This window comes from Blastococcus sp. SYSU DS0616, from assembly GCF_054051015.1.
Genome location: NZ_JBJHAJ010000015.1, coordinates 44,107 through 64,601, shown reverse-complemented (window position 1 = coordinate 64,601; position 20,495 = coordinate 44,107). Strand labels below are relative to the sequence as shown.

Annotated in this window: 24 protein-coding genes and 1 pseudogene; 4 read left to right on the top strand and 21 right to left on the bottom strand. The window is 74.2% G+C overall.

Annotated features, from left to right (window positions below):
• Positions 1-13: 13 nt before the first annotated feature.
• Positions 14-952, bottom strand: coding sequence for a 30S ribosomal protein S2 (rpsB, locus tag ACI79K_RS12855; protein WP_456588785.1), 939 nt, complete (start codon positions 950-952; stop codon positions 14-16).
• 303 nt (positions 953-1,255) lie between these two features.
• Here rpsB and ACI79K_RS12850 point away from each other — a divergent pair, with 303 nt between their 5' ends.
• Both ACI79K_RS12850 and ACI79K_RS12845 read left to right on the top strand, forming a co-directional pair.
• Entirely contained in the window at positions 1,256-1,846 is a 591-nt protein-coding gene (locus tag ACI79K_RS12850; RefSeq protein WP_456599890.1) for a hypothetical protein, read from the top strand.
• Positions 1,847-1,947: 101 nt separating this feature from the next.
• Positions 1,948-2,409, top strand: a pseudogene (locus ACI79K_RS12845) (murein hydrolase activator EnvC family protein); the annotation flags it as partial.
• A gap of 64 nt (positions 2,410-2,473) precedes the next feature.
• On the opposite strand, the gene ACI79K_RS12840 reads toward ACI79K_RS12845, so the two are convergent.
• Positions 2,474-3,250 (bottom strand): class I SAM-dependent methyltransferase, encoded by a 777-nt coding sequence (locus ACI79K_RS12840; RefSeq protein ID WP_456599889.1) that lies wholly within the window; start codon positions 3,248-3,250, stop codon positions 2,474-2,476.
• Between the two features lie 81 nt (positions 3,251-3,331).
• On the opposite strand from ACI79K_RS12840, the gene ACI79K_RS12835 reads away from it, so the two are divergent.
• Positions 3,332-3,955 carry a DUF4262 domain-containing protein gene (locus tag ACI79K_RS12835; RefSeq protein WP_456599888.1) on the top strand — a complete coding sequence of 208 codons (624 nt, stop codon included), beginning with the start codon at positions 3,332-3,334 and terminating at the stop codon, positions 3,953-3,955.
• Between the two features lie 94 nt (positions 3,956-4,049).
• On the opposite strand, the gene ACI79K_RS12830 is transcribed toward ACI79K_RS12835, so the two are convergent.
• The 19 genes from ACI79K_RS12830 to ACI79K_RS12740 all read right to left on the bottom strand — a co-directional run bounded on the left by ACI79K_RS12830 (position 4,050) and on the right by ACI79K_RS12740 (position 18,780).
• Entirely contained in the window at positions 4,050-4,445 is a 396-nt protein-coding gene (locus tag ACI79K_RS12830; RefSeq protein ID WP_456599887.1) for a hypothetical protein, read from the bottom strand.
• Positions 4,446-4,523: 78 nt separating this feature from the next.
• On the bottom strand, positions 4,524-5,324 hold the full coding sequence (gene whiG, locus ACI79K_RS12825) for an RNA polymerase sigma factor WhiG (RefSeq protein ID WP_456588790.1): 801 nt from the start codon (positions 5,322-5,324) through the stop codon (positions 4,524-4,526).
• Positions 5,325-5,416: 92 nt separating this feature from the next.
• Positions 5,417-6,355 carry a tyrosine recombinase XerC gene (locus ACI79K_RS12820; protein ID WP_456588791.1) on the bottom strand — a complete coding sequence of 313 codons (939 nt, stop codon included), beginning with the start codon at positions 6,353-6,355 and terminating at the stop codon, positions 5,417-5,419.
• A gap of 31 nt (positions 6,356-6,386) precedes the next feature.
• Positions 6,387-7,637 carry a DNA-processing protein DprA gene (dprA, locus tag ACI79K_RS12815; protein ID WP_456588792.1) on the bottom strand — a complete coding sequence of 417 codons (1,251 nt, stop codon included), beginning with the start codon at positions 7,635-7,637 and terminating at the stop codon, positions 6,387-6,389.
• 433 nt (positions 7,638-8,070) lie between these two features.
• Positions 8,071-9,591 carry a YifB family Mg chelatase-like AAA ATPase gene (locus ACI79K_RS12810; protein ID WP_456599886.1) on the bottom strand — a complete coding sequence of 507 codons (1,521 nt, stop codon included), beginning with the start codon at positions 9,589-9,591 and terminating at the stop codon, positions 8,071-8,073.
• The gene (locus ACI79K_RS12805; RefSeq protein WP_456596924.1) at positions 9,588-9,947 is read right to left on the bottom strand and encodes a YraN family protein; all 360 of its coding nucleotides are present in this window, start codon (positions 9,945-9,947) and stop codon (positions 9,588-9,590) included. Before ACI79K_RS12805 ends, ACI79K_RS12810 begins: the two co-directional genes overlap by 4 nt.
• A 78-nt stretch (positions 9,948-10,025) precedes the next feature.
• Positions 10,026-10,346, bottom strand: coding sequence for a DUF2469 domain-containing protein (locus tag ACI79K_RS12800; protein ID WP_347057571.1), 321 nt, complete (start codon positions 10,344-10,346; stop codon positions 10,026-10,028).
• On the bottom strand, positions 10,343-11,131 hold the full coding sequence (locus tag ACI79K_RS12795; protein WP_456599885.1) for a ribonuclease HII: 789 nt from the start codon (positions 11,129-11,131) through the stop codon (positions 10,343-10,345). Before ACI79K_RS12795 ends, ACI79K_RS12800 begins: the two co-directional genes overlap by 4 nt.
• A gap of 111 nt (positions 11,132-11,242) precedes the next feature.
• Complete coding sequence (locus ACI79K_RS12790) at positions 11,243-11,965, bottom strand: LuxR C-terminal-related transcriptional regulator (protein WP_456588796.1); 723 nt, start codon at positions 11,963-11,965, stop codon at positions 11,243-11,245.
• A 148-nt stretch (positions 11,966-12,113) separates the two neighbouring features.
• Positions 12,114-13,064 carry a signal peptidase I gene (lepB, locus tag ACI79K_RS12785; protein WP_456599884.1) on the bottom strand — a complete coding sequence of 317 codons (951 nt, stop codon included), beginning with the start codon at positions 13,062-13,064 and terminating at the stop codon, positions 12,114-12,116.
• A gap of 79 nt (positions 13,065-13,143) precedes the next feature.
• Positions 13,144-13,500 carry a 50S ribosomal protein L19 gene (rplS, locus tag ACI79K_RS12780; protein ID WP_091933693.1) on the bottom strand — a complete coding sequence of 119 codons (357 nt, stop codon included), beginning with the start codon at positions 13,498-13,500 and terminating at the stop codon, positions 13,144-13,146.
• A 146-nt stretch (positions 13,501-13,646) separates the two neighbouring features.
• Positions 13,647-14,144 (bottom strand): NUDIX hydrolase, encoded by a 498-nt coding sequence (locus tag ACI79K_RS12775; protein WP_456588798.1) that lies wholly within the window; start codon positions 14,142-14,144, stop codon positions 13,647-13,649.
• A complete protein-coding gene (gene trmD, locus ACI79K_RS12770) occupies positions 14,137-14,958 on the bottom strand; it encodes a tRNA (guanosine(37)-N1)-methyltransferase TrmD (RefSeq protein WP_456599883.1) in 822 nt (273 codons plus the stop codon). Before trmD ends, ACI79K_RS12775 begins: the two co-directional genes overlap by 8 nt.
• On the bottom strand, positions 14,955-15,497 hold the full coding sequence (rimM, locus tag ACI79K_RS12765) for a ribosome maturation factor RimM (protein ID WP_456588800.1): 543 nt from the start codon (positions 15,495-15,497) through the stop codon (positions 14,955-14,957). Before rimM ends, trmD begins: the two co-directional genes overlap by 4 nt.
• Positions 15,498-15,522: 25 nt before the next feature.
• Positions 15,523-15,759, bottom strand: a complete 237-nt coding sequence (locus ACI79K_RS12760) for an RNA-binding protein (protein WP_113799223.1) — start codon at positions 15,757-15,759, stop codon at positions 15,523-15,525.
• A gap of 3 nt (positions 15,760-15,762) precedes the next feature.
• The gene (rpsP, locus tag ACI79K_RS12755; protein WP_456588801.1) at positions 15,763-16,227 is read right to left on the bottom strand and encodes a 30S ribosomal protein S16; all 465 of its coding nucleotides are present in this window, start codon (positions 16,225-16,227) and stop codon (positions 15,763-15,765) included.
• Positions 16,228-16,431: 204 nt separating this feature from the next.
• Positions 16,432-16,773 (bottom strand): ribonuclease E inhibitor RraB, encoded by a 342-nt coding sequence (locus tag ACI79K_RS12750; RefSeq protein ID WP_456588802.1) that lies wholly within the window; start codon positions 16,771-16,773, stop codon positions 16,432-16,434.
• Positions 16,774-16,783: 10 nt separating this feature from the next.
• Positions 16,784-18,532 (bottom strand): proline--tRNA ligase, encoded by a 1,749-nt coding sequence (locus ACI79K_RS12745; protein WP_456588803.1) that lies wholly within the window; start codon positions 18,530-18,532, stop codon positions 16,784-16,786.
• Positions 18,533-18,609: 77 nt separating this feature from the next.
• A complete protein-coding gene (locus ACI79K_RS12740) occupies positions 18,610-18,780 on the bottom strand; it encodes a hypothetical protein (RefSeq protein WP_456588804.1) in 171 nt (56 codons plus the stop codon).
• 183 nt (positions 18,781-18,963) lie between these two features.
• On the opposite strand from ACI79K_RS12740, the gene ACI79K_RS12735 reads away from it, so the two are divergent.
• A complete protein-coding gene (locus tag ACI79K_RS12735; protein ID WP_456599882.1) occupies positions 18,964-20,490 on the top strand; it encodes an LCP family protein in 1,527 nt (508 codons plus the stop codon).
• Positions 20,491-20,495: the final 5 nt, after the last annotated feature.

Here is a 20,495-nt window from a genome sequence, read left to right as displayed (position 1 = left end):
CGGCGCCGGACCGTCAGACGGCGTTGGTCTCCTTGCCACCGGTGGTGGCGGGGACGTCCTCGACCGGGGCGACCTCGCCGACGGTGACGTCGGCCGGCTGCGCCGGGGTCTCCGGCAGCGGGGTGGCGGTGGCGTCGGCGTCGGCCGGCGCGGCAGCGGCGTCGCCACCGCCGGTGAGCAGCTCGCGCTCCCAGTCGGCCAGCGGCTCGCCGGCGCCGACGGCCGGCTCGCCGCCGTCCTCACGACCGGCGTTGGCCTGCGCGGCCGACCGGGCCATGAGCCCCTCGGCGACGGCGTCGGCGATGACCCGGGTCAGCACCGTGATGCTGCGGATCGCGTCGTCGTTGCCCGGGATCTTGTAGTCGACCTCGTCGGGGTCGCAGTTGGTGTCCAGGATCGCGACGACCGGGATGTTGAGCTTGCGCGCCTCGCCGACGGCGATGTGCTCCTTCTTGGTGTCCACGATCCAGATGGCGCTGGGCACCTTCTGCATGTCGCGGATACCGCCGAGGCTGCGCTCGAGCTTGGCCTTCTCGCGGCTGAGGACCAGCTGCTCCTTCTTGGAGAGGCTGACCAGCACGCCGGTCTGCTCCTGGTCCTCGAGCTCCTTGAGGCGCTGGAGGCGCTTGTGCACGGTCTGGAAGTTGGTGAGCATGCCGCCCAGCCAGCGCTGGTTCACGTAGGGCATGCCGACGCGCGTCGCCTGCTCGGCGACGACTTCCTGCGCCTGGCGCTTGGTGCCGACGAAGAGGATCGAGCCACCGTGCGCGACCGTCTGCTTGACGAACTCGTAGGCGTTGTCGATGTACCCGAGCGTCTGCTGCAGGTCGATGATGTAGATGCCGTTGCGCTCGGTGAAGATGAAGCGCTTCATCTTCGGGTTCCAGCGACGGGTCTGGTGCCCGAAGTGCACGCCGCTGTCGAGCAGCTGCTTCATGCTGACGACTGCCATATCGCAGCCCTTCTGCTCCGCGCGCGACCGAGGCCGCACGCATTCCGGTTGTCGCGGGCACCGGGTGGTGCACCGCCCTGGCGCCCTGCGGCACCACTCACCCGGCTGGGCCGGGACCGAGGTGGCGACTGCCCCGCCGATCGGCGGGAAGAGGACGCGCGAAGTCGACCCGCTCGCACGGGCCGCACCGGTCAGCATACCCGTCCACAGGCGCTGCTCGTCCCGCCGGTCGGATCGCCGCCGGCATGCCACGCTGCCCCTCCGGAACCGGCCCGTCCCGCCGGTCGACGAGGAGGTCCACCCATGAGCGTTGCGCCGGACAGCACGGAGCGCAGCCCCCGGTCCCAGACGCGGCTGCAGCGAGCCGTCCGGCTCGTGATCCTCGGGGTGCTGCCCACCGTCGTGGCCGCCTCGATGCTGGACGACCGACTGGCCCGCCCGCTCGCCCACCTCATGCCCTCGGCCACCAGCGAGGCGCTGGGTGCCGCGGTGCTCCCGCTGCTCGTCGCCCTCGCCACCGTGGCCGGGGAGCAGCGGCGGGCGCGGGGCGCCCCCTATCCCCCGTGGCTGACCGGCCTGATCTGCGGCTTCGTCCTCGCCATGCTGGTGCTGGCGCCGCCGCCGGGACGCGGTGGCACGGGGAGTTCGGTCGTGCACGACACCGTGCCGGTCTTCGTCACGGGCACGTGGGTGGGCTACGCGGCGCTGGCCGCCGGCTGGTTGGCGACCATGCAGCTGCGCAGCGCACGCGAGGAACGGGACTTCCGGCGGGGCCGGCTCGACCTCGCGCTCCCGCCCGCCCCGCCCGACGGCCGGGACGCGATCCTGCTCGGCCTCGCCGTGGCGTACGCGGTGCCCGTCGGCGTGCTGGTGGCGGTCCTCGCCGTCGGATAGCGCGGCGGTGGCTGCCCCACCCGCCGTCCACAGCGCCGACACGCGTCCACAGGCGACGCCGGGCGCCGTCCACCGGACCGCGGGGCGGCCAGCATCGAGGGGTGCCCTACCGCGCCGCGCCCTTCGCCGCCTTGCTCCTCGGTCTGGTGACGCTGGCCGGAGTCGTCCCCGCAGCGGCCGCGCCCGAGCGGGTCGTCGAGACCCGGCTGAAATTGATCTGGAGCCCTCCCCTGCCCGGCGAGCCCGTGGTCGGCCGGCCGTTCGAGCCGCCGCCGCACCGGTACGGGCCAGGGCACCGTGGAGTGGATCTCGCGGGGGCACCCGGCTCCCCCGTCCTGGCCGCGGGGGACGGGGTGGTCGTCTTCGCGGGGATGGTCGCCGGGCGGCCGGTGGTCAGCGTCGACCACCCCGGCGGGCTGCGGACGACCTACGAACCGGTGACGCCGTCGGTGGGCGCCGGCCAGGCGGTCGCCCGCGGAGCCGTGCTCGGCGGGCTGGCGGCCGGGCACACCGGCTGCCGGGCGCCCGCCTGCCTCCACTGGGGTCTGCGCCGCGGTGAGGACTACCTGGACCCGATGTCACTCCTCCGGCCTCCGCAGGTCCGGCTGCTACCCCTCGGCACAGGCGTCAGCCCGGACGCCGGGCGCTCCAGACCGTCCAGCGGTCGGCCTCCTCCAGCGGCCCGTCGGGCAGCCTGGTTCGCAGGGCCTGGACCAGTTCGGCGAGCTCGCCGTCGGTCAGCTCGTGGAGGATCGAGCGGCCGGTGCGGGCGGCGATCTCCGCCAGGTAGGGCTCCGGGCCTGGATACCGGCGACGGACCTCCCACAGCGACGTGGTGCCGACGTCGCCGAAGCCGACCGCGGTGAGGGTCGCCAGGAACTCCACGGGGTCAGGTCGACGACGGTTCTCGACGTCCAGCAACCGCGGGAAGACCTCGAACAGCCAGCCTCGCGGGTGGCCGGGCGAGCCCGGCTGGGCGACGTCGTCGGCGGTGCGGTCCTGCACGAGGTAGGTACCACCGGGCCGGAGCAGCCGGAACGCCTCGGCGGCAACAGCCGACGGATCGGGCGTGTGGTGCACCAGCGCCCGTTCGAAGACGACGTCGGCGCAGGCGTCCGGCAGTCCGGTGGCGGTCGCCTCCCCGACGGTGAACTCGACGCCGGGGAGACCGCCGTGATCAGCGCGCGCGGAGACGAGGATCGGCCGGCTGGAGTCGACGCCGATGACGCGAACGGCGCCGAGCTCGTGCCATGCGCGGGTGTAGGGGCCCCCGCCGCAGCCGACGTCCACGACCACGGCGCCCGCCGGCTCGACCAGCCGACTGACGGCGTCGCGCCAGGAGGCGTCCACTTCCCGGCCCGAGTACGTCCGCCGGTTCCTGGCGTCGTGGAAGTCGATGGGCACGCGTCGCCTCCAGGTTCGCGCGGCCGATGCTCCGAGCATAGGACGTTCCGCATCCCGCCGACCGACAGCCGGTGACGGACCGTGCACCGCGAGCAGGCGCAGATCCCCGACGAGCCGGTGACCCGGCGCTACCGTCGGGGAGTGCGATTTGGACGCAAGCGGGCCGCGAAGTCCCGCGCGGGCGAACCGACCGGCGCTCCGGCTGCCACGAACGAGCCGGTCGAGGGTGGGCCTGTCGAGGGCGGCCAGGATCCCGACCAGGTGCTCCGCGACCTGCGCCGGGTGATCGACACGTTCGGCTGGGCGGTCCTGCACGGCGGCGGCAACCCCGGCGAACCGCGGTACTCCTACACCGTGGGGCTCGCTGCCTGGCAGCACCCCGAGGTCATCGTGGTCGGGCTGCCCTTCCCCGCCGCAGAGAAGTACCTGAACCTGGTCGGCGAGGCCGTCCGCGCCGGGGCGCGTTTCACCCCCGGAGCGGCGACGACCGCCCTCACCGACGCCGACTCGCCCGTGGTGTTCCTCCGCGTCGAGGAGACCGAGCGGCTCACCGTGGTCGAGCAGCTCCACGGCTCGGTGGACGCGCTGCAGCTGGTGTGGCCGGACTCCACCGGCCGGCTCCCCTGGCAGGAGGGGCACCGCAATCCGCCGGGGACCCAGCCGCTGCTGGGCCCCCGGACGGGGGACGAGCCCGCCGGGGACTGAGGGCCAGGGCGCACGCACGGACACGGCGACGGACGGGAGCTCGTCGTCGAGCCGCGCCTGGCCGCGGGCGAGGGCTCGGGGAGGCCGTGCTGAGTCACCAGAGGGACCACGACCGGTCGAACTGCACGTACAGGAGGACCCGCTCTCCGATGACGTGGATCCCAGTGCAGACGCGGCGCCGATCGAGCAGGCTGCGCGCGCTGCACACCTCCTGCGGCAGGCCGACGCTCGCCGCCAGGTCCGCGGCTGACTGACCGCGGGGCCCACGCAATGTCAGCTCGCGCCAGCAGCCACCGGACCCGCACGCCACCTCCTCCCGCGCGACCGTGACACCGGTGGGGAGCGCGGGGGTGTCCGAGGACGGCGGAACGGCGCCCTCGTCGAACGCCAGCCGCAACGTGGGCGCGGCGAGGACCAGAGCGGTGGCCACCGCGAGCACGGCGGACCACACCCGCAGCGATCGCCGGGACCGCAGCGCGCGGCCGCGCATCGCGGACGCACGAGATGACGAACCGCTGCCGTGCTGCCGAGGCAAGACGACTGCCCAGCTGTCGTCAGGGGATCGGCCTCAGGCGATGTCGGCGAGCTTGGTGCGCAGGTGCAGGACCGCCTTGGTGTGCAGCTGGCAGATCCGGCTCTCGGTCACGCCGAGCACCCGGCCGATGTCGGCGAGCGTCAGGCCCTCGAAGTAGTAGAGGGAGACGACGACCTTCTCCCGCTCGGGCAGCTGCTCGACGGCGCGGGCCAGCAGCTGCCGGGCCTCGCCGTGCTCCGCCATCGCCTGCGGGTCCAGCGCGCTGGGGTCCCGGAGCGTGTCACCGAGGCGCGGGGAGCCGCCGTCGTCGTCGGTGAGCAGCTCGTCGAGCGCGACGACGTTGACCAGGGAGAGCTGGCCGAGGAACTTCCGGATGTCCTCGACGTCCATGTCCATGGCGTCGGCGACCTCTTCGTCGCTCGGCGTCCGGTGCAACTTGCTCTCGAGCTCGGCGACGGTGCGCTCGAAGGCGCGCGCCTTGACGCGGACCGACCGCGGGATCCAGTCGGTGTTGCGGAGCTCGTCGATGATCGCGCCGCGGATGCGCGCCATCGCGTAGCTCTCGAACTTCACCTCGCGGGTCGGCTCGTAGCGGGTGATGGCGTCGATCAGCCCGAACGTGCCGTAGGAGATGAGGTCGGCCTGCTCCACGTGTGCGGGCAGACCGCTGCCCACCCGGCCGGCGACGTACTTCACCAGCGGCGCGTAGTGCAGGATCAGCCGGTCGCGCAGCCCGGAGTCCCGGCCCTCGACGTACCGCGCCCACAGGTCGGCCAGCAGGGCATCGCGGTCGTCATCGGACCCGTCGATGCGATGGATGGTTGCCTCAGACACGGTCGCGCTCCTCGGTCGTGCTGCGCGGGCACCGTCCGTGGTCCCGCGTGGTCATGACTGCCGCCGCAGGTCCCGCCCTCCGGCCGCCCGCCTCAGGCACGGGGATGCGCCTGGGCGTGGACCGCACGGAGCCGTTCGACCGTCACGTGCGTGTAGATCTGTGTCGTCGCGAGGCTAGCGTGGCCGAGCAGCTCCTGTACGGAACGCAGGTCCGCGCCGCCCTCGAGCACGTGCGTGGCGGCGGAGTGCCGCAGCCCGTGCGGGCCGATGTCCGGCGCACCCGGGACGTCGGCCGTCGCGGCGTGCACGGTGCGGCGGGCCTCGCGTGCGTCGAGCCGGCCCCCCCGCAGACCGAGCAGCAGCGCCGGCCCGGAGTCCGGCCGGGCCAGCGCCGGCCGCCCGCGGGTGAGCCAGGCGTCCAGCGCCCGCTCCGCGGGGACGCCGTAGGGCACGCTGCGCTCCTTGCGCCCCTTGCCCAGCACCCGCAGCAGCCGGCGGCCCCGGTCGACGTCGTCGACGTCGAGCCCCACGAGCTCGCTGACCCGGATGCCGCTGGCGTAGAGCAGCTCGAGGACGACGGCGTCGCGCAACCGCGCCGGGTCGTCGGCCCCCGCCGCGGTCTCCACGAGCGCCCGCGCCTGATCGGGGGCGAGCACGTCGGGCAGGGTGCGGAGCGCCTTCGGGCTCACCAGGCGCTGTCCGACATCCTCGGGGGTCATGCCGGCCCGGCGCAGCCAGGCGGTGAACGAGCGCGCCGCCGAGGCGTGCCGGGCGGTGGTCGACCGGCTGTGCCCGCGGGTGCGCCCCTGGGCGAGCCAGCTGCGCAGGGTGGCGAGGTCGAGGTCGTGCGGCTGGGTGCCGCTGCGCCGGGCCAGGTGGTCCAGCAGCCGGGCGACGTCGCCGACGTAGCTGCGCACGGTGTTCGCCGACAGGTCGCGCTGCCCGGTCAGGTGCTCCTCGTAGCCGGCCAGCGCCTCGGCCAGCGCGGGCGGGAGCCCGGCGCGGACCTCGTCGGTGCTGGGGGTGGCCACGACTGCACCGTCCGTCGGTGCCCGGCCCCGGTCAAGCCGCCGCGCCGGGCGGCTTCGCCCGCGGGGCCAGCCGCCAGCCGGTGCCGGTCCACTCCACGAGGTCGGCGATCTCCAGGGCGGGCAGCACCCGCAGCACCTCCAGGACGTCGCACCCCGCCGTCCGGGCCAGCCGCTCCGGGCTCACGCCGATGCGCACCGGGCAGGCGTCGAGCACCCGGGCGGCGAGGTCGGAGAGCCCGTCCCGCGGGGACACCGGGCGCTCGACCGGGGGCGCCAGGTCGTCGCCGATGCGGCCGACCGCCTCGATGACCTGCGCGGCCGACGTCACCAGGGCCGCCTCGGACTGCCCGTCCCGGAGCAGCTCGTGGCAGCCGACCGACAGGGCACTGGTCACCGGCCCGGGCACCACGAGCACCGGGCGGCCCAGCTTCCGAGCGCGCGCGGCCGTCGCCAGGGCCCCGGATCGGGCGGCCGCCTCGACGACGACCGTTCCGCAGGTCAGCGCCGCGATGAGCCGGTTGCGGACGAGGAAGCGGTGCCGCAGCGGGGCGCAGCCGGGTGGCCACTCGCTCACCAGCAGGCCCGTCTCGGCGATCCGGTGGAACAGCGCCCCGTGGCCCGCCGGGTAGGGGCGGTCCACCCCGCAGGAGAGGACCGCGACCGTGGGCGCCCCCGCGGCCAGCGCTCCCCGGTGCGCGGCGCCGTCGATCCCGTAGGCACCCCCCGAGAGGACGGTCCAGCCTCGCTCGCCCAGCTGGTGGCCCAGCTCCGCGGCCACGTGCTCGCCGTAGGCGCTGGCGGCGCGGGCGCCCACCACGCCGACCGAGCGGGCGGTCACCTCGTCGAGCCGGGCCGGTCCGCGCACCCACAGCGCGAGGGGCGGAACGAGCGCCAGCGTGCGGTCGGTCTGCTCCCGACGGTCGAGCGGTTCCTCCGCGACCGCGACCGTGAGCGCGTGGAGCTGGAACGCCGGCCACTCGTCGTCCTCGGGCACGACCACCCGGGCGTCGCACCGCTCGGCGCGGCGCAGATCGGCCAGGCTTGCTTCCTCTTCCGCGCGGGCGCCGACCAGCGAGCGGATACCGGCCGGTGCGGCACCGGTCCGCAGCCGCCGCACCGCCTCGACCGGGCCGACGTCCTCGACGTAGCGCCAGAGGTCGACGGTGCCCGGTTCGACCGCCCGGGTCAGCCACGCCCGCGCCCGGCGGACCCCCGGGTGCACCACCCCGCTTACCGCCGGCGCGGCGGCCGCGTCCTCCAGGTCCTCTTCGAGGGTGGTCACGCCGCCGCCCGCTGCAGCCGCATACCGAGCGCCTCGACGACCTCGTCGGAGCCGGGCACCGCGCGTCCGGCCAGGACGCTCAACGTCCACGCGACGCGGAGTACAACGGTTTGGCAGAAGTTCTGGCGAAGGGACGACTTCTCGCGGCGGCTCACTACCGTCGCGGCGTGGGCATCATCTCCCGGTGGCGTTCTCGGGTCCGCTTCTACGGCACCTGCCCCGCCTGCGGCCATGACTGGCGTGAGCACCCGGGGGGCTCCCTCGATCCGGACACGACCACCTGCGGTGGGTGCGTCTACGAGGTCGAGCACGAACAGAGGGAGCCGAACAGCGGCCCGCCTTGCGAGGAGCGAGCCCTGGCCCCACCCGCCAAGTAGGGCGATCGGCGCTGGCTCGATCGAGCGCCGGCCCCTCGGTGCGCTCGTGTGCCGCGTCACGCCGCGCTCCGCTGCAGCCGCATGCCGAGCGCCTCGGCCACCTCGTCGGGGCCGGGCACGGTCCGTCCGGCCAGGTCGCTCAACGTCCAGGCGACCCTCACCACCCGGTCGAAGCCCCGCACCGAGATGGCGCCGCGCTCCAGCGCCCGCTCAGCCAGCCGCAGCGCCGGGCGCGGGATCGCGAACCGCTCGCGCAGCAGGCGGCCTGGCACCTCGCTGTTGAGGGCGTGGCCGGTGCCGGCCAGCCGCTCCCGCGCCGCGGCACGCGCCCGGGCCACCCGCTGGGCGACGACGGCGGTGGGCTCGGGGGCGGGCAGCCCGTCCAGCCAGGCCGCCCGGGTGACCGGAGGCAGCTCGACCCGCAGGTCGACCCGGTCGAGCAGCGGGCCGGAGAGCCGCGACTGGTAGCGCCGCCGTTCCAGCGGGCTGCAGGTGCAGGCGGTGTCACCGGCGGCGGTGGCGCACGGGCACGGGTTCGCGGCCAGCACGAGCTGCGCGCGGCACGGGAACGTGGCGGCGCCGGCGGCCCGCTGGATGGTCACCTGCCCGCGCTCCAGCGGCTGGCGCAGGGTGTCGAGCACCGCGCGGGGGAACTCCGGCGCCTCGTCCAGGAACAGCACGCCGCGATGGGCCCGGCAGAGCGCGCCCGGCCGGATCTGGCCGGAGCCGCCGCCGATGAGCGCCGCCATCGTCGCGGAGTGGTGCGGCGCCTCGAACGTCGGCCGGGTGACCAGCGGCGCCTCCGGCGGCAGGGTGCCGGCGACGGAGTGGATGGCGGTGACCTCGAGCGCCGCCTCCTCGTCCAGCGGCGGGAGCAGCCCGGGCAGGCGCTCGGCGAGCATGGTCTTGCCGGCGCCGGGTGGTCCGGCCAGGTAGAGGTGGTGCCCACCCGCGGCGGCGACCTCCACCGCCCGGCGGCCCGCGGCCTGCCCGACGACGTCCCCGAGGTCGGGGACCGGCGGCTGCGGCGGCACCGCGCCCCGGACGTGCGGGACCAGCCGCTCGGTGCCCGTCAGGTGCGCGACGAGCTGGGTGAGCGTGCCGACGCCGAGCACCTCGACCCGATCCACCAGGGCGGCCTCGGCGGCGTTCGCGACGGGGACGACGACCTGCGCGTGCCCGGCCCGAGCGGCGGCCAGGACGGCCGGCAGGACTCCGCGGATGGCGCGCACCGACCCGTCCAGCCCCAGCTCGCCGAGGAGCACGAGCCGGTCCACGGCCCGCCGCCGCACGGCGCCGGCAGCGGCCAGAACCGCGGCGGCCAGCGCCAGGTCGAACCCGCTCCCCTGCTTGGGCATCGAGGCCGGCGACAGGCCGATGGTGACCCGGCGGGCGGGGAACTCGCCCCCGGCGTTGGCGATCGCCGCGCGCACCCGGTCGACCGACTGGCGGACCACGGCGTCGGGCAGCCCGACGAGGACGACGCCGGGCAGCCCGGCGGCGATGTCCACCTCGACCTCGACCATCGCGCCGCGGACCCCGGCGAGACCGACCGACCAGGTGCGGGCGAGGGTCACGAGAACGCCCCGCGCAGGTGGGTGACGACCGCCGGGCGCTCGGGGCGCGCCAGCACGCCCACGACGTCGAACCGCACCTCCGGTGCGTGCTCGTCGTGCGCCGCCAGCCAGCGCTGCGCCAGCACCCGCAGCCGCCGCTGCTTGGCCGGCGTGACCGCCTCGACGGGAGAGCCGTACCCGGTGCCCCGCCTGGTCTTCACCTCGCAGAAGACCAGGGCGTCGCCCTCCCGGGCGACGACGTCGAGCTCACCCTCGCGGCAGCGCCAGTTGCGATCGAGGACCTGCAGTCCGCGGTCGGTCAGGTAGGCGACGGCGATCCGCTCGCCGTGGGCGCCGAGTTCGGTGGTGGGAGGCACCCCTCGACCGTGCCGCTCAGGGGGCGGCGGGCGAAGGGCCGGCGGCGGTCTGTGGACGACGCCGCCGGGTGTGGACGGCTAGGGCAGGCGCGGGCCGTCCGGCAGCTCGAGGTCGGGTTTGTCGAGCTCCTCGACGTTGACGTCCTTGAACGTCAGCACCCGCACGTTCCGCACGAACCGGGCGGGCCGGTACATGTCCCACACCCAGGCGTCGGAGAGCTTGAGCTCGAAGTAGATCTCTCCCCCGGCCTCCCGCACCTGCAGGTCCACGGAGTTGGCCAGGTAGAACCGGCGCTCGGTCTCCACCACGTAGGTGAACTGCCGGACGATGTCCCGGTACTCGCGATAGAGCTGCAGCTCCATCTCGGTCTCGTACTTCTCGAGGTCCTCGGTGCTCATCGGTCCTCGGTGCTCGTCAGGGCTCGGGACACAGGGCGCATGGCCCCATCATCGACCATGGCGGTGCGACCGGTCAGGTGGGTGGTCCGCGCGGCGTGCAGGTCGCGGGCCCGGGCGACGTTGACGTACCGCATCCGGTGCTCCGGGCAGGGGCCGTGCCGCTCCAGCGCGGCGGTGTGCACGTCGGTGATGTAGCCCTTGTGGCCGGCGAAGTCGTACTCGGGCCAGCGCTCGTGCAGCTCGGCCATGATCCGGTCGCGGGTGACCTTGGCCAGCACCGAGGCGGCGGCGACGCAGGCGGCCACCCGGTCGCCCTTCCAGACCGCCAGCCCCGGGCGCGCGAGCCCGGGCACGGGGAAGCCGTCGGTCAGCACGTAGTCCGGGCCGGGGTCCAGCGTGCTGACCGCGCGGCGCAGCGCCTCGATGTTGGTGACGTGCATGCCCCTGGCGTCCAGGTCCTCGACCGGCAGGACGACGACCGACCAGGAGACGGCGCGCTGCACGATCTCCTCGTATACGCGCTCGCGGGTGGCTGCGGTGAGCAGCTTGGAGTCGGCCAGCCCCGGCACCCGGCCGCGGCGCCCCGCGGGCAGCACGCAGGCCGCCGCGACCAGCGGACCGGCGCAGGCCCCGCGGCCGGCTTCGTCGGCTCCGGCGACGGTCTCGAAGCCGCGGCGTCGCAGCGCGCGCTCCATGTCCCACAACGCGTCGGGCTGGTCGTCGGCGACCGTCCTCCGGGCACGCACCACCGGCGCGGATCGGGGGTGGGTGGGACGAGCAGCCATCGCGGCACGACAGTACGACGACGGGCGCGGGGACGACGCCCGCCCCCGGACGCCCCGCGGGCCGGCTCCCAGGAGTTCGGGAGCCGGCCCACGGAGCCGTCGGAGGATCGGTCAGAGGTCGGCGGTCGCCTCGGGGGCGGGCGCCGGCAGGGAGTGGGCTCCACAGGTGCAGCCCGGCGTGCGGTTGGAGAGCACCAGCGACACCGCGTGGGCCCGGTCGCGGGCACCCAGCTTGCGCAGGATCGCCTTGACGTGGGACTTGACGGTGTCCTCGCTGATGAAGAGGTTGCGGCCGATCTGCCGGTTGGACAGCCCCTGGAGCAGCTCGTCCAGGACGTCCTGCTCCCGGCGGGTCAGCGGCACCTCGGGTGCGAACGGCTTCGCCGCGGGCACGGCCGAGGGCTCCACCCGGCGGATCTGCGGGTCGACGACGACCCGGCCGGCGCGGGCGGCCAGGACCGCCCAGCCGAGCAGCGTCGGGGACGTGTTGATCATCAGGTAGCCGCGGATGCCGGCGGCCAGCGCCTCGTTGACCACGGCCGGGTCCTCCGAGGTCGCCAGGGCGACGATCGCGACCCGGGGGAAGCGGCGACGCAGGTCGCGGCAGGCGTTCAGCGTGGCCGGTCGGCCGGAGCCCAGCTCCACCACGACCGCATCGGGGCGGGCCGTCTCGACGAGGGTGAGGGCCCGCCGCAGCTCGCCGGGCGTGCCCACCGCCTGCATGCCGGCGGTCTCGTTGACCATGCTGACCAACCCGCGACGCAGGACGGGCGCGTCGGCGAGGAGGAGCACGCGGGTGACACCGCGTGCGGTGCTCGCCATGGGTGCGGACACGACTGACTCCGTTTCACTTCCGAGTAGGTTCAATCTCTGCATCGGAAGGGTGAAACGGTTGCTTTAATGCTTTTCCAACCTTTCCTTCAGCCGTTATCGGCATCCGGAACGGTGCAATGCGTGAGTCACAGCCGTAACGGCGCGACCATTACCGGGACGGCGGCACGCTCCTGGGCCACCGGCGCCGGCGCCAGGCGCTGATCGGCACGGCGCCGGCCAGCCCGGCCGCCCACGGCAGGACCGCCAGCGCCGCCCCGGCCGGGACCGGGGCCTGCTCACCGGCGGGCGCACCCGCCGCCGCCTCGACGCCCTGGATGTCCGGCGAGTCCAGCAGGCCGAACCGGTCCAGCGGCCACACGATGACCGCCGCCTTGCCGATGACGTCGTCGACGGCGATGGTGCCGGCGTACTCGTCGCCCATGTGGGAGCGCGAGTCCGCGGACGCCGAGCGGTGGTCGCCCATGACCCACAGCCGCCCCTCGGGCACGGTCACCGGGCCGAACGCGCGTCGCTCGATGGGCGTGTCCTCGAAGATGTAGGGCTCCTCGAGCGGCTCGCCGTCCACGGTGACCCGGCCCTCGAGGTCGCAGCACTGCACCGTCTGGCCCTCGGTGGCGATCACCCGCTTGACGAAGTCGTCCTCGCTGGGCGGCGCGACGCCGATGGTGCGCCCCACCCACAGCAGCGCGCCGGTGAACCAGTTGTCCGGCTCGTCCACCGAGATCTCCGGCGTCCAGGTGTCGGGGCCGCGGAAGACGACGATGTCGCCGGGCTCGGGCTCGCCGAACCAGTACGGCACCTTGTTGACCAGCACCCGGTCGCCGGTGCAGCCGGTGCAGCCGTGCAGGGTCTGCTCCATCGACCCGGAGGGGATGAAGAACGCCTGCACGAAGAAGGTCTTGACCACCAGGGCCAGCACGAAGGCGATCAGCAGCAGGACGGGCAGCTCCCGCAGCAGCGAGCCCTTCTTCGCGTCCTCGTCCCGGCGACGGCGCCGGCCGGGCTTCTCGGCGGCCGGCGCACCGTCGTGCGTCTCGTCGGGCTCGTCGGGTTCGCCCGGAACGACGTCGGCGGGCCCCCCGGGCCGGTCGCTGCTCATCAGGAGCAAGCGTACGGCGCAGGGGACCCGCCGAGATCCAGCCGGTCGGGCCGGCTGCAGGCGTGTCCTCGCGAGGAGGTCAGCGCGCGACGGTCTCGCGCTTCTCCTTGATCTTGGCGGCCTTGCCGCGCAGCTCGCGGAGGTAGTAGAGCTTGGCGCGGCGCACGTCACCGCGGGTGAGCACCTCGATCTTCTCGACGACCGGGGTGTGCACCGGGAAGGTGCGCTCCACGCCGACGCCGAAGCTCACCTTGCGCACGGTGAAGGTCTCGCGGATGCCCCCGCCCTGGCGGCGGATGACGACGCCCTGGAAGACCTGGATGCGGGAGCGGTTGCCCTCGATGACGCGGACGTGCACCTTGACGGTGTCACCCGGGCGGAACGAGGGGATGTCGTCGCGCAGCGAGTCGGCGTCGAGTGCGTCCAGGGTGTTCATCTCGGCAGTCCTCAGTCTCAGATGGCTCGTTCTCGGTTCGGACAGCGGAACGCCCCGGCTGTCCGTTCCGGGGTGCTGCGGCTCCGGTGCGGAGCTCCCGACAGCCCGGCCGTCGGTCAGCAGCGACTCTCTACTGTGCCACATCGTCAGCCGACGATGCGCGGCGGCCCCGTCCACGGCCCCGCCTGCAACTCGGCCAGCAGCGCGGGGAGCTCGGCCGGCACGAGGTCCACGCGCGCCGCCAGTTCTTCCGCCGCCCACCACCGGTGCGGCTCATCGGCCAGCACCTCCAGCTCGGTCAGCGCCCCGGGAACGACCTCGTGGACGACGTCGCGCAGCACGAAGAAGGTCTCGCGGGTGTCGTAGACCTGGTCGCCGAACGGGCCGACGTGCCGCCGGAGCCACACCGGCCCCTCCAGCGCGCCGGGCTCGACGTGCAGCCCGATCTCCTCGGCCAGCTCGCGAACGGCGGCCGTGCGGAGCGTCTCGCCGTCCTCCACTCCCCCGCCGGGCGTGTACCAGAACAGCACCTCGCCGGGCGGGACGGACGGGTCGGGCAGGCGCGCGCCGAGCAGCAGCACCCGCCCGGCCGGGTCGAGGACGACCACCCGCGCCGTCCTGCGCAGGACCGGCCGGTCACTCACCGGCCAGCGCCGCCCGCTCGGCGTCGGTGAGCGCGCCCTCCGGCAGCGCGGCGAGCAGATCCGGGCGGCGGGCCGCGGTGCGGCGCAGCGACTCGGCCCGGCGCCAGCGGTCGATCTCGGCGTGGTTGCCCGACAGCAGCACCGGGGGCACCTCGCGACCGCGCCAGGTCACCGGCCGGGTGTAGGACGGGCCCTCGAGCAGGCCGTCGGCGTGCGAGTCGAACTCCACGGACTCGCGGTTGCCGACGACGCCGGGGAGCAGCCGGGTCACGGCCTCGGTCATCACCAGGACCGCGGACTCCCCGCCGGCCAGCACGTAGTCGCCGATCGACACCTCGGAGACGGGTCCGGCGTCGGCGGCCCAGTCGGCGACCCGCTGGTCGATGCCCTCGTAGCGGCCGCAGGCGAAGACCAGCCCCGGCTCGGTGGCCCACTCCGCGGCCATGCGCTGGGTGAACGGCCGGCCGGCGGGGGTCGGGACGACCAGCCGGGTGCCCGGCGGGCGGACGGCGTCCAGCGCGCGGCCCCACGGCTCGGGCTTCATCACCATGCCGGGGCCGCCGCCGTAGGGGGCGTCGTCGACGGTGCGGTGGACGTCGTCGGTCCACTGCCGCAGGTCGTGCACGCCGACCTCGACCAGGCCGCGCTCGATGGCCTTGCCCAGCAGCGACTGACGCAGCGGCGCCAGGTACTCGGGGAAGATCGTGACGACGTCGATGCGGAAGGCGTCGCTCAGTGCACCCGGTTCGCTCCCGCGGGCCGCTCCGCTCCTCGCTCGTTCCTCGCTGCGATGCTCACGCCCCTGTCCGCTCACAGGTCGAGCAGCCCCTCCGGCGGATCGACGACCAGGAACCCTCCGTCGACGTCGACGGTGGGCACGATCGCCGAGACGAAGGGGATCAGCGCCTCGCGCCCCTCGGCGCGGCGCACGACCAACAGGTCCTGCGCCTCGTGCCGGACGGCGGTGACCTCGCCGAGCACCGAGTCGTCGGTCAGCCGCGCGGTCAGGCCGACCAGCTGGTGGTCGTAGTAGGAGTCGGGCTCCTCGATCTCCGGCAGGTCGGCGACGCGGACCAGCAGGAGGGTGTTGCGCAGCTCGTCCACGGCCTCGCGGACGTCGTAGACCTCACCGGCCGGACCGGCCAGCTGCAGCAGCAGGGTGCCGCTGTGCCAGCGCTTGTCGACGACGGTGAGCGGGCCCCGGTCGGCCGGATCGGTGAGCAGCACCGCGCCGGGGGCGAAGCGGAGGTCGGGGTCGTCCGTGCGGACCTCGACGGTGGCGAGACCACGGACACCGTGGGGCCGGCCGATGCGGCCGACCACCACGGTGTCGGTGGGTTCGTCCTGTGTCACGTGCTCGCGCTCGAAGAGCTCGTGCTCAGCGCCCGTCGGTGTCGACGACGTCGACCCGCAGGCCCCGTCCGCCGACTCCGGTCATCACCTGGCGCAGCGCCTTGGCGGTGCGCCCGCCGCGGCCGATGACCTTGCCGAGGTCGTCGGGGTGCACCCGGATCTCGAGGGTCTTGCCGCGGCGGTTGGTGAGCAGGTCGACGGTGACGTCGTCGGGGTTGTCGACGATGCCCTTGACCAGGTGCTCGAGCGCTTCTTCGAGCACGTCTTACTCGGCCGGCGTCTCGGCCGGAGCAGCGTCGGCCGCGGGGGCCTCGGCGGCGGCGGCCTTGGGAGCGTCGGCCTTGGGGGCGGCCTTCTTCTTCGGGGTGGTGGCACCGGCGGCCGGCTCGTCCATGCCGGAGCGGACGGCGGCCTCGTAGAGGGCCTTCTTGTCCGGCTTCGGCTCGGCGACCTTCATGGGCGGCGGCGCGGCCTCGCCCTTGAACTTCTGCCAGTCACCGGTGACCCGGAAGATGGCGGCGACGGCCTCGGTCGGCTGCGCGCCGACACCCAGCCAGTACTGCGCCCGCTCGGAGTCGACCTCGATGAAGGAGGGGTCCTCCTTCGGGTGGTACTTGCCGATCGTCTCGATCGAGCGCCCGTCGCGCTTGGTGCGGGCGTCGGCGACGACGATGCGGTAGTACGGCGCGCGCATCTTGCCGAGGCGCATGAGCTTGATCTTGGTTGCCACGGTGTGTGGTGTTCTCCTCGAACGCGTTTCGGTGCTCGCCGGAACGACGTGTGGGGGTACGCCGGGGCGGAGCCAGGGACACGGGCGTCAACGGTGAGAGGGCCGCTGCCGCCGTGTTCGACCGTTCATTGTGCCAGAAAGAGGAGCCCTCCCTCCTCCCGCCCTCGCAGGCCCGGGCGCGGGCCTCTGGACGGGGCCGAGGAGCTAGTCCTCCGCGGCGACCAGGAAGCCGCCCCAGCCGTCGTAGCTCCCGCCGTGCCGGTCGACGATGCCCACGACTTCACGGGTGAAGGCGGCCGCGGTGTCGGAGTCGACGGCGGTCATCGCGCTGAACTCCAGCCAGACGGTGAGGAACCGGCGCCGCAGCCCGTCGATCCGGTAGCCGGCGGCGACCAGCTCCTCCCCCGCCGCCTCGGCCGCCCTCCGCGACCGGAAGCCGGCCAGGTGGTCGATCGGCCGGGGCTGGTGCACCTGGTCGCCCATGCCCAGGCGCTGGTCCACCAGCTGGGCGCTGAGGGCCACCTGCTCCTCGACGTCCCGCGGCACGGCGCGGGGCTCAGCCGCGGACGGCGGCGACGACCCGGCCGGCCGCGCCGTCGACCGGGATCTCCTCGCGCTCGCCGGACTTCCGGTCCCGCAGCTCGACGACGCCCTCGGCCAGGCCGCGGCCGACGGTGACGATCGTCGGCATGCCGAGCAGCTCGGCGTCCTTGAACTTCACGCCGGGCGAGACCTTGGGCCGGTCGTCGTAGAGCACGGTGAGTCCCTGCCCCACCAGCTCCTGGGCGAGCGCCTCGGCGGCCTCGAAGACGGCGGCGTCCTTGCCGGTGGCCACGATGTGCACGTCGGCCGGGGCGACCTCGCGCGGCCAGACCAGACCCAGCTCGTCGTGGGTGGACTCGGCGATCGCGGCGACGGCGCGGGAGACCCCGATGCCGTAGGAGCCCATCGTGACGGTGACGAGCTTGCCGTTCTCGTCGAGCACCTTGAGGTCCAGCGCCTCGGCGTACTTGCGGCCGAGCTGGAAGATGTGGCCGATCTCCACGCCGCGGGCGAGCTCCAGCGGGCCGGAGCCGTCGGGCGCGGGGTCGCCGGCGAGCACCTCGGCGGCCTCGATGACGCCGTCCCAGGTGAAGTCGCGCCCCGCGACCAGGTCGAACACGTGCTTGCCGGGCCGGTTCGCGCCGGTGATCCAGCGGGTGCCCTTCACGACCCGCGGGTCCACCAGGTAGCGGATCCCCGACTCGCTCTCGCTGCCGAGCGCCTGGGGGCCGATGTAGCCCTTGACCAGCGCGGGGTGCTTGTCGAAGTCGGCGAACGGCTCGACCTCGGCGGGGGCGACCTGCGCCTCCAGCCGCTTGAGGTCGACCTCGCGGTCGCCGGGGATGCCGATGACCAGCGGCTCGCGGGTGCCGTCGGGGTGCACCAGCAGGACGACGACGTTCTTCAGCGTCGAGGCGGCGGTGTAGCCCTCCTCGGGGAACATCTCCTGCGCGACGGCGACGAGCGTCTCGATGGTCGGGGTGTCGGGAGTGTCCTCGACGTGCGCCTCCGGCAGGCCGTCGAGCGGGATCTCGTCGGGGACGACCGTGGTGACCGCCTCCACGTTGGCCGCGTAACCGCCGGGCGAGCGGACGAAGGTGTCCTCACCGATCGCCGTCGGGTGCAGGAACTCCTCGCTCTTGGAGCCGCCCATGGCCCCGGACATCGCCGAGACGATGGCGTACTCGAGGCCGAGGCGGTCGAAGATGCGGATGTAGGCGTCCCGGTGCGCGGCGTAGGACTTGTCCAGGCCGGCGTCGTCGACGTCGAAGGAGTAGCTGTCCTTCATCGTGAACTCGCGGCCGCGCAGCAGGCCGGCGCGGGGCCGCGCCTCGTCCCGGAACTTGGTCTGGATCTGGTACAGCGACAGCGGCAGGTCCTTGTACGACGAGTACAGGTCCTTCACCAGGAGCGTGAACATCTCCTCGTGCGTGGGGCCGAGCAGGTGGTCGACACCTCGGCGGTCCTGCAGGCGGAACAGGTTGTCGCCGTACTCGGTCCAGCGGCCGGTGGCCTCGTAGGGCTCCTTGGGCAGCAGCGAGGGGAAGTGCACCTCCTGGGCGCCCATCCGGTCCATCTCCTCGCGGACGATCCGCTCGACGTTGCGGAAGACCCGGAAGCCCAGCGGCAGCCAGCTGAACCCGCCGGGGGCGGCACGCCGGATGTAGCCGGCGCGCACCAGCAGGCGGTGGCTCGGGACCTCGGCGTCGGCCGGGTCGTCCCGAAGGGTCCGCAGGAACAGGGAGGACATCCGCAACAGCACGGAGCGAGTCTCCCAGGCGGCCGCAGGCCGACGTCCACGGGACCGGCTTGGCGCGGCCGACGGCCGGGGGCGACCCGTCAGGCCGGCTCGGGCACCCCGCCCGGGTCGCCGCCGGGGTCGTCGGGCGAGGGCTCGACCGGCGCGGGCGGCAGCGTGTCGGGTGTGTCGGGCAGCAGCTCGCCCGGGTCGTCGGGCGCCGGCTCGGTCGGGTCGATCGGGGAGTCCGGTTCCGGGAGTGGCGTGACCATGCGACGAGTCAACCAGCGTCGCCGCGCGGTCGGCACGTCGTGACGGAGCGCCGTCCCGGTCTGCCGGACTGCCGTGGCCTGAGTCGCAGGCGCCGCCGCCCGGCGCAGCGTGGCTACGATCGAGCAGGTCAGAGGCTCGTCGACATCCCCCGCGCGGGGCCGATCCCGGGAGCGAGGAAGTTCGTGGGCCGAGACCGCCAGCAGGACGATCGCGGCGGTCGGCCGCTGCCCCCACGGCTCGACCCGCGCGCCGGCCTCCCGCCGCGTTCCCGCGCCGGTGCCAGCCCTGCCGGCCTCCGCGAGCGGGGCGGTCGCCGCCGTCTCGTGGTCGGCAGCCGGATCGTCGCCGGGCTGCTCTCGGTGCTGCTGCTCGCCGGCTCCGGGTGGGGCTGGTACCTCGGCCAGGTCGCCGACGCGACGGTCAACCGGACCGACGCCATCCCCACCGACGGCAACGACGACAGCGGGGACGTCGGCGAGGCGATGAACCTGCTGCTGGTCGGCAACGACAGCCGCAGCACGCTCACCGAGGAGCAGCTGGCCGAGTTCCAGGCCGGCACCGACTCCGGCATCAACACCGACACGATGATCCTCGTGCACGTCCCCGCCGACGGGTCGCGCGCCTCGTTCGTCTCCTTCCCCCGCGACTCCTGGGTGGAGATCCCCGGCCACGGCATGGACAAGCTCAACGCCGCCTACGCCTACGGCTACGCCGCCGCCGGCGACGCCGCCAGCGAGAGCGCCCGCCAGGCCGCCGGCGCCCAGCTGCTGGTGCGCACGATCAGCCGGCTGACGGGGCTGCAGATCGACCACTACGCCGAGGTGGACCTGCTCGGCTTCTTCGAACTGAGCACCGTCGTGGGCGGCGTCGAGGTCAACCTCTGCGAGCCCGTGGACGACCGCGAGTGGTCCGGCGCGGTCTTCCCCGCCGGCAAGCAGACGATCAGCGGCGCGGACGCGCTCAAGTTCGTCCGCCAGCGCCACGGGCTGCCGGGGGGCGACTTCGACCGCATCGTCCGCCAGCAGGTCTTCATCGCCGGGGTGCTGCGCAAGATGCTCTCCGACGACGTGCTGCTCGACCTCGGCAAGCAGCGCGAGCTCGTCCAGGCCGCCGCCGAGTCCCTGACGGTGGACGAGGACCTCAACCTGCTGCAGCTCGCCGAGCAGATGCAGTCGGTCACCACCGGCAGCATCGAGTTCCAGACCGTGCCCAACCTCGGGATCGACCGGGAGGGCAACGCGTCGATCGTCCGGCTCGCCGACGAGACCACCCTGCGCCAGTTCTTCGCCCAGCTGTCGGCCGAACCCGAGGAGGCCGCGCCGGAGGCCGCCCCGCCGGAGCCGGTCGACCCCGCCGAGGTGGCGGTCGCCGTCTTCAACGGCTCCGGCACCAGTGGCCTGGCCGCGCAGGCGGAGACCCAGCTGGAGGCCGAGGGCTTCTCGGTGGTCTCCACGGGCAACGCGGACTCCGCCGACTACGCGCAGACCGAGGTCCGGTACGCCGCCGGCGACGAGGCCCTCGCCGCCACCCTCTCCGCCGAGATCCCGGGCGCCGTCACCCGGGCGGTCGACGACGCCACCCCGGGCACCGTCCAGCTCGTCCTCGGCTCGGACTTCAACGGCATCGGCCAGGAGACGGACGTCCAGCCGCTGGTGGCCGAGGCCGAGGAGGAGGCCCGCACCGCCGCCGACACCGGCTGCATCAACTGACGCCC

What these genes read in the sequence shown, in the direction of transcription:
- rpsB (WP_456588785.1), bottom strand. Translation starts at nt 952, where the DNA reads ATGGCAGTCGTCAGCATGAAGCAGCTGCTCGACAGCGGCGTGCACTTC.
- ACI79K_RS12850 (WP_456599890.1), top strand. Translation starts at nt 1,256, where the DNA reads ATGAGCGTTGCGCCGGACAGCACGGAGCGCAGCCCCCGGTCCCAGACG.
- ACI79K_RS12830 (WP_456599887.1), bottom strand. Translation starts at nt 4,445, where the DNA reads ATGCGCGGCCGCGCGCTGCGGTCCCGGCGATCGCTGCGGGTGTGGTCC.
- ACI79K_RS12800 (WP_347057571.1), bottom strand. Translation starts at nt 10,346, where the DNA reads ATGAGCACCGAGGACCTCGAGAAGTACGAGACCGAGATGGAGCTGCAG.
- ACI79K_RS12795 (WP_456599885.1), bottom strand. Translation starts at nt 11,131, where the DNA reads ATGGCTGCTCGTCCCACCCACCCCCGATCCGCGCCGGTGGTGCGTGCC.
- lepB (WP_456599884.1), bottom strand. Translation starts at nt 13,064, where the DNA reads ATGAGCAGCGACCGGCCCGGGGGGCCCGCCGACGTCGTTCCGGGCGAA.
- rplS (WP_091933693.1), bottom strand. Translation starts at nt 13,500, where the DNA reads ATGAACACCCTGGACGCACTCGACGCCGACTCGCTGCGCGACGACATC.
- ACI79K_RS12740 (WP_456588804.1), bottom strand. Translation starts at nt 18,780, where the DNA reads ATGGTCACGCCACTCCCGGAACCGGACTCCCCGATCGACCCGACCGAG.